The organism is Leclercia adecarboxylata (assembly GCF_035787115.1).
Classification (GTDB): Bacteria; Pseudomonadota; Gammaproteobacteria; order Enterobacterales; family Enterobacteriaceae; genus Enterobacter; species Enterobacter adecarboxylatus_E.
Genome location: NZ_JALKTL010000005.1, coordinates 309,918 through 316,729, shown reverse-complemented (window position 1 = coordinate 316,729; position 6,812 = coordinate 309,918). Strand labels below are relative to the sequence as shown.

The 6,812-nt window shown below is 52.7% G+C and carries 5 protein-coding genes, 1 tRNA gene, 2 rRNA genes and 1 pseudogene; 7 read left to right on the top strand and 2 right to left on the bottom strand.

The window, feature by feature from the left end; genetic code table 11:
• From MXM41_RS17305 to dkgB, 4 genes are all read left to right on the top strand, one after another.
• Positions 1 to 103: ribosomal RNA gene (locus tag MXM41_RS17305) — 23S ribosomal RNA — on the top strand; the annotation flags it as partial.
• Between the two features lie 64 nt (positions 104 to 167).
• A 5S ribosomal RNA gene (gene rrf / locus MXM41_RS17300) occupies positions 168 to 283 on the top strand.
• Positions 284 to 336: 53 nt separating this feature from the next.
• Positions 337 to 413, top strand: a tRNA-Asp gene (locus MXM41_RS17295).
• Positions 414 to 576: 163 nt separating this feature from the next.
• A complete protein-coding gene (gene dkgB / locus MXM41_RS17290) occupies positions 577 to 1,380 on the top strand; it encodes a 2,5-didehydrogluconate reductase DkgB (protein ID WP_325933300.1) in 804 nt (267 codons plus the stop codon).
• A gap of 1 nt (position 1,381) precedes the next feature.
• On the opposite strand, the pseudogene yafC reads toward dkgB, so the two are convergent.
• Positions 1,382 to 2,313: pseudogene (gene yafC / locus MXM41_RS17285) on the bottom strand (DNA-binding transcriptional regulator YafC).
• A gap of 104 nt (positions 2,314 to 2,417) precedes the next feature.
• On the opposite strand from yafC, the gene MXM41_RS17280 reads away from it, so the two are divergent.
• The 3 genes from MXM41_RS17280 to MXM41_RS17270 all read left to right on the top strand — a co-directional run bounded on the left by MXM41_RS17280 (position 2,418) and on the right by MXM41_RS17270 (position 5,380).
• Positions 2,418 to 3,593 (top strand): MFS transporter, encoded by a 1,176-nt coding sequence (locus MXM41_RS17280; RefSeq protein ID WP_325933298.1) that lies wholly within the window; start codon positions 2,418 to 2,420, stop codon positions 3,591 to 3,593.
• A gap of 139 nt (positions 3,594 to 3,732) precedes the next feature.
• A complete protein-coding gene (locus MXM41_RS17275; protein WP_039032074.1) occupies positions 3,733 to 4,533 on the top strand; it encodes an endonuclease/exonuclease/phosphatase family protein in 801 nt (266 codons plus the stop codon).
• A gap of 76 nt (positions 4,534 to 4,609) precedes the next feature.
• A complete protein-coding gene (locus tag MXM41_RS17270) occupies positions 4,610 to 5,380 on the top strand; it encodes a class I SAM-dependent methyltransferase (protein ID WP_325933295.1) in 771 nt (256 codons plus the stop codon).
• 53 nt (positions 5,381 to 5,433) lie between these two features.
• On the opposite strand, the gene mltD is transcribed toward MXM41_RS17270, so the two are convergent.
• Positions 5,434 to 6,801: a murein transglycosylase D gene (mltD, locus tag MXM41_RS17265; RefSeq protein WP_325933294.1), complete on the bottom strand. Its 1,368-nt coding sequence runs from the start codon at positions 6,799 to 6,801 to the stop codon at positions 5,434 to 5,436.
• Positions 6,802 to 6,812: the final 11 nt, after the last annotated feature.

The following is a 6,812-nucleotide window of genomic DNA, read 5'->3' as shown; positions in this document are numbered from 1 at the left end:
GGTCCTGAAGGAACGTTGAAGACGACGACGTTGATAGGCCGGGTGTGTAAGCGCAGCGATGCGTTGAGCTAACCGGTACTAATGAACCGTGAGGCTTAACCTTACAACGCCGAAGCTGTTTCGGTGGGTTTGAGACGATTTTCAGCTGATACAGATAACAGAATTTGCCTGGCGACTGTAGCGCGGTGGTCCCACCTGACCCCATGCCGAACTCAGAAGTGAAACGCCGTAGCGCCGATGGTAGTGTGGGGTCTCCCCATGCGAGAGTAGGGAACTGCCAGGCATCAAATTACGTAATAAACCGGAACAATATCTGGTGATTACAACAAATACGGTGGAGCGGTAGTTCAGTCGGTTAGAATACCTGCCTGTCACGCAGGGGGTCGCGGGTTCGAGTCCCGTCCGTTCCGCCACTTTTTAGAAGCCCTGAGCTAACGCTCAGGGCTTTTTTCTTGCCTGTTATCTGATTATTGCTTTAATCGCAAAAATCCTCTGCTTAATACGATCTTTTTTCACATACAGCCAGTAGCGATAATCCTCTTTATTAACAGACATGATGAATAAAAGAGGAATTACATGGCTATCCCTGCATTCGGTCTGGGCACCTTCCGCCTGAAAGACGACGTTGTTATCGCATCCGTTAAAACCGCGCTGGAACTGGGTTATCGCACGATCGATACTGCTCAAATTTACGACAATGAAGCCGCTGTCGGGCAGGCTCTCACAGAGAGCGGCGTACCGCGTAACGAACTTTTTATCACCACTAAGATCTGGATTGATAACCTTAGCAAAGAGAAATTAATCCCAAGCCTGAAAGAGAGCCTGAAAAAACTGCGTACGGATTATGTCGATCTGACCTTGATCCACTGGCCATCGCCGAATGATGCAGTATCCGTTGAAGAATTCATGCTGGCATTGCTGGAAGCTAAAGCCCAGGGACTGACGCGTAAAATTGGTATTTCTAACTTTACTATCCCATTGATGGAAAAGGCGATTGCCGCAGTTGGCGCAGACAATATTGCCACCAACCAGATCGAACTTTCTCCTTATCTGCAAAACCGACAGGTAGTGGAGTGGGCGCAGCAGCACAGCATCCACATTACCTCGTATATGACGCTGGCTTACGGCAAGGCGCTGAAAGACGAAACCATTCTGCGCATTGCTACCAAGCATAATGCAACCGCAGCGCAGGTTATTCTGGCATGGGCGATGGAGGAGGGGTATGCAGTGATCCCATCTTCAACCAAACGTGAAAATCTGGCGAGCAACCTGTTAGCACTGAATCTGAAACTGGATCAGGATGATAAAAAGGCGATCGCGGCGCTCGATTGCAACGATCGTCTGGTTAGCCCGGAAGGTCTGGCGCCGAAGTGGGATTAATCTAACCCTCCCTCTGTACCCTGAACCCTCTTACAGCTCCTTCGGGAGCTGTTTTACATGCTCGCTCAGAAAATCTATAAATGCCCGAATCCGGGTACTTACCGCTCTGTCACTGTAATAGACCGCGCTGAAAGGCATCTCAACCGGCAGGCGTTTATCCGCCATCAGCTCGACTAATTCACCCCGCACAATCTCTTTATCAATCATGTAATCCGACAGGCAAGCAATACCATTTCCTTCAAGACATAACTGCTTAAGCGTTTCGCCGCTGTTTGATGATAAACCGCAGACCACTTCATGTAGCTGGCCATCATGACAGGCGACGGGCCAGGTATTTAGCGATACCGGCTCAGTGAAGCCGAGGCACAGATGCTGTTTAAGCTCATCGATTGTCTCTGGCATGCCGAAACGGGCAATATAGGCCGGAGAGGCGATAATTTTGCGATAACTGGTAAACAGAGGACGAGCCCGCAGGCTGGAATCAGTCAACGTGCCGGCGCGGATCGCGACATCTACCTTGCGCTCGATCAGGTTAATAAAGGTTTCTGAGGAGACCAGAGAGAGCGTCATTTCTGGATAACGCTCGCGGAAAGGTTTAATTAAAGGCATCAGGAAATGCAGCACAACGGGCGTGGCAGCATCAATACGCAGCAGTCCGCGTGGCGTGCTGCGCGTTTCCATGATTTCTGTTTCTGCGGCGGCCATCTCCTGCAGGATGGACTGCACGCGACGGAAATAGCGCTCGCCTTCTTCGGTCAGGCTTAGCTGCCGGGTTGTCCGGTTGAGCAGGCTGACACCCAGCTTCATCTCCAGCTTTTTAACCGATCGGCTTACGGCAGAGTTAGCCTGTCCCAGCTGTTCGGCAGCGCGGCTAAAACTGCCGCTCTCTACGACGGCGACAAATATCGCCAGTTCCTCAGAGGTTGCTTTCATTGTTGCTTTATCCGCAAAATTATATTGATACTTTGAGCATTTTTGTTATTTAAACACTGGCGCATACTCCGTGTCATCTTAATCCTGATGACACGGAGTTTTTTATGCCTCTGGCGCTACTTGCCCTGACGATCAGTGCCTTTGCAATTGGCACTACTGAATTTGTTATTGTAGGTCTGGTCCCTACGATTGCTGGCCAACTTGCCATCTCACTGCCTTCCGCGGGTTTACTGGTATCCATCTATGCCCTCGGCGTGGCTATCGGCGCCCCGGTACTGACTGCAATTACAGGCCACCTGCCGCGTAAACAGCTGTTGATGGCGTTAATGGTGCTTTTCACCGCGGGCAATATTCTTGCCTGGCAAGCGCCTGATTACACGACGCTGGTCATTGCCCGCCTGTTGACGGGGCTGGCTCATGGCGTCTTCTTCTCCATCGGCTCGACCATTGCGACGAGTCTGGTGCCAAAAGAGAAAGCGGCCTCAGCCATTGCCATCATGTTTGGCGGCTTAACCGTCGCGCTGGTGACGGGTGTACCGCTGGGCACCTTTATCGGACAACATTTTGGCTGGCGTGAAACCTTCCTTGCAGTCTCTTTGCTGGGGGTAATCGCCTTAATTAGCAGTCTGGTGCTGATCCCGTCAAATATACCAGGACGCGCTGCAGCGACGTTGCGCGATCAACTGAAGGTGCTGACCCATCCCCGCCTGCTGATGATCTATGCCATTACCGCGCTGGGCTACGGCGGTGTGTTTACCGCATTTACCTTCCTGGCGTCTATGATGCAGGACCTGGCGGGATTCTCACCGAGCGCGGTAAGCTGGATCCTGCTGGGCTATGGCGTCTCGGTGGCGATCGGTAATATCTGGGGTGGCAAACTGGCCGATAAGCATGGCGCTGTGCCGGCACTGAAAATTATTTTTGCCGCCCTGGTTGTGCTGTTGCTGGTCTTCCAGTTCACCGCCTCCATGCAGTATGCCGCGCTGGCGACCGTGCTGGTGATGGGGATCTTTGCCTTTGGTAACGTACCGGGTCTGCAGGTCTACGTGGTTCAGAAAGCCGAACTCTATACACCCAACGCAGTGGATGTCGCTTCCGGTCTCAATATCGCCGCGTTTAATGTCGGTATCGCACTGGGATCGGTTATTGGTGGGCAGACGGTAGAACATTTCGGGCTGGCGCAAACGCCCTGGATAGGGGCTGTTATCGTTCTCGTGGCGTTTCTGCTGATCGGCCTGAGCGGGCGTCTGGATAAGCCTGCACGCGTTGCCCTGGGATAACATAATGTAAGTACTTACTGACAAAACAAGAGAGTAGTTTCTCAGTAATTGCGTTGAAAGTGTGAGCTGAAAACCCTATAACATTAGAACCCGCTCCTGTTTCTGGACGGGTTCTGTCTTATAGAGGTCGTTTCACACCGTGCGAAAAAATACCTATGCCATGCGTTATGTTGCCGGACAGCCAGCGGAGCGAATTTTACCTCCGGGGTCGTTTGCGAGCATTGGCCAGGCATTACCTGCGGGTGCGCCTTTAAGCAGTGACGAAAAAATCCGGGTGCTTGTATGGAATATTTTCAAACAGCAGCGCGCGGAATGGTTATCGGTCCTGCAGAATTTTGGTAAAGATGCTCACCTGGTGCTGTTGCAGGAGGCGCAAACCACGCCTGAGCTGGTAAGGTTTGCCACCACCAACTATCTCGCAGCCGATCAGGTCCCGGCGTTTGTCTTGCCCCAGCATCCGTCAGGGGTGATGACGCTCTCCGCCGCGCATCCCGTCTATTGCTGCCCGCTGCGTGAACGTGAACCGCTTCTGCGTCTGGCGAAATCCGCCCTGGTTACCGTCTACCCGCTGCCTGATACTCGTCTGTTGATGGTAGTGAATATTCACGCGGTCAACTTCAGTCTCGGCGTGGACGTCTACAGCAAACAGTTATTGCCGATCGGCGATCAGATTGCGCATCACAGCGGCCCGGTGGTGATGGCTGGCGATTTCAATGCCTGGAGCCGCCCGCGAATGAATGCGCTATATCGCTTTGCGCGTGAGATGTCGCTTCGCGAAGTACGTTTTACCGATGATCAGCGGCGCAAGGCTTTTGGTCGCCCCCTCGATTTTGTCTTCTACCGTGGTCTGAACGTGAGCGAAGCCTCTGTGCTGGTGACTCGCGCATCCGATCACAATCCGCTACTTGTTGAATTTAGTCCCGGCAAACCTGAGAGATAGAGGTGCGTCAGGTCTGCCGTAGGGCAGGCCTGCACGGGTGCTGCCCTTTATTTTCCATCAACCGAAGGACAGTAAAATGACTACACAGTCCCATCATGACAACGTAGAAAAACAGTTTGGTTCTCAGGCTAAGGCCTATCTGACGAGTGCGGTACACGCATCCGGGCGCGATCTGCAGCGTCTGGCTGAACGTCTGGCCGATTTTCCGGAGGCCAGCGTCCTTGATTTAGGCTGCGGGGCGGGGCACGCAAGCTTCGTGGCGGCGCAGCAGGTGGCTCATGTTACGGCATACGACTTATCGAGCCAGATGCTGGACGTCGTTGCCGCTGCCGCCAGCGAGAAGGGGCTGGATAATATCACCACTCGTCAGGGTTACGCAGAATCATTACCCTTTAATGATCAATCGTTTGATATTGTTATCAGCCGCTATTCGGCGCACCACTGGCATGATGTCGGCCAGGCGTTGCGCGAGGTTAAACGGGTATTGAAGCCGGGCGGTACGGTTATCATCATGGATATTATGTCGCCGGGCCACCCGGTACGTGATATCTGGTTACAAACGGTAGAAGCGTTGCGGGACACCTCGCATGTCCGCAATTATTCCAGCGGTGAGTGGTTATCCATGTTCACCGATGCCGGTTTGATTTCACGGTCGCTGCAGACTGACAGGTTAACGCTGGAGTTTTCTTCATGGATTGCCCGTATGCGCACGCCAGAGGCGTTGAGCCAGGCGATTCGGTTATATCAGGACAGTGCCTCCGCAGAGGTTAAAGCGTACTTTGAACTGCAGGAAGAAGGCTCTTTTACCAGTGATACCATCCTGGCTGAGGCGCAAAAGGCAGGCTAAACAAAAAAGGCACCGAGGGGAATCGGTGCCTTTTTTACATCAGGTTGCTGTAATCAGGAGTCCGGTGTGGCGTTGTTTTTTACAAACAGCGTTATCCGGTCGCCAGGCTGCAGATTGTCAGTATCGCTGTTCCAGCGCATCACATCTTTGATGTTCACGCCGTGACGCTTAGCAATACTGGAAAGCGAATCGCCTTTACGTACGCGATAGGTAATGCTATCGCTATTATTGGCGAGACGCTGCGCGCTGGTACCCGCGCCAATCGTCAGGTTCTGACCCACTTTCAGGGTAGAGCCGCGCAGTTTGTTCCACTGCTGCAGATCTTTGGTGCTCACGCCAAGACGTGATGCAATGCCTGAAAGCGTATCGCCTGAACGTACCCGGTAGCTACGGCTGTTAAGCGGTGAATTATCCGCGAGCAGCGTAGACTGAACCTCAGCGATTTCACCCGCAGCCAGAGACACCCGTAACTGTTCAGCGTGTTTCTGCGGCACCAGAACGTACTTCGGCCCGCTGGAACCCACCTTCGACCCCTTTATGCCGGCGTTAAAGGCTTTCAGTTTGGTAACTGAAATACCTGTCATATCAGCAACCTGCTTCAACTCAACAGGGTTGCTGATACGTACTTTCGCCAGCGCGCGACTTTCGTCCGAGGTCGGCAGCTTCACGCCGTACTGTTTGCTGTTTTTGAAAATTTCACTCAAAGCCAGCATTTTTGGTACGTATAGCTTGGTTTCCCGTGGCAGTGGAAGCGACCAAAAGTCGGTAGGTTTACCCCGTGCTTTATTCGCTTTCATTGCCTTCAGTACACGACCCTCACCGCTGTTATACGCAGCGACAGTCAGCAACCAGTCACCGTCAAACATCTTGTTCAGACGTTGCATCATGTCGAGAGCGGCAGTCGTCGAGGCGACCACATCACGACGCGCATCGTAGTTGCGGGTCTGTTTTAAACCATAATTGCGCCCTGTGCTCGGTATGATCTGCCAAAGACCTGCGGCCTTGGCGCCAGACGTTGCGTGTGGGTCAAAAGCGCTCTCCACTATGGGTAGTAGTACCAGTTCCATGGGCATGTTACGTTTCTTAACTTGCCCTGCTATCCAGTACATATACGGCTCTGCCCGTAAAGTTACATCGTGGAGATAGCTCTTATTGCTTAAATACTTCTGTTTCTGTTCGCGAATCCGGCTGTTTTCCGGAATCCCCATCTTTAGCTCGTCGCCAATAGAGACCCACAAGTCTTGATCCTGTGCGAAAGACGTCCCATCGTCTGCCCATCGCGATTGACTTGTAAACTTCCCTGCTTCCCCTTGACCAGCTGCAGAAAGGCTCTGTGCGTGCTGTTGTACGTTGCCAGTGTTCTGTGACGTCTGGCAACCCACAAGCAGGACAGAGGCGAGTAATATCGCTTTTGCCTTCATGTGTGTGTCAA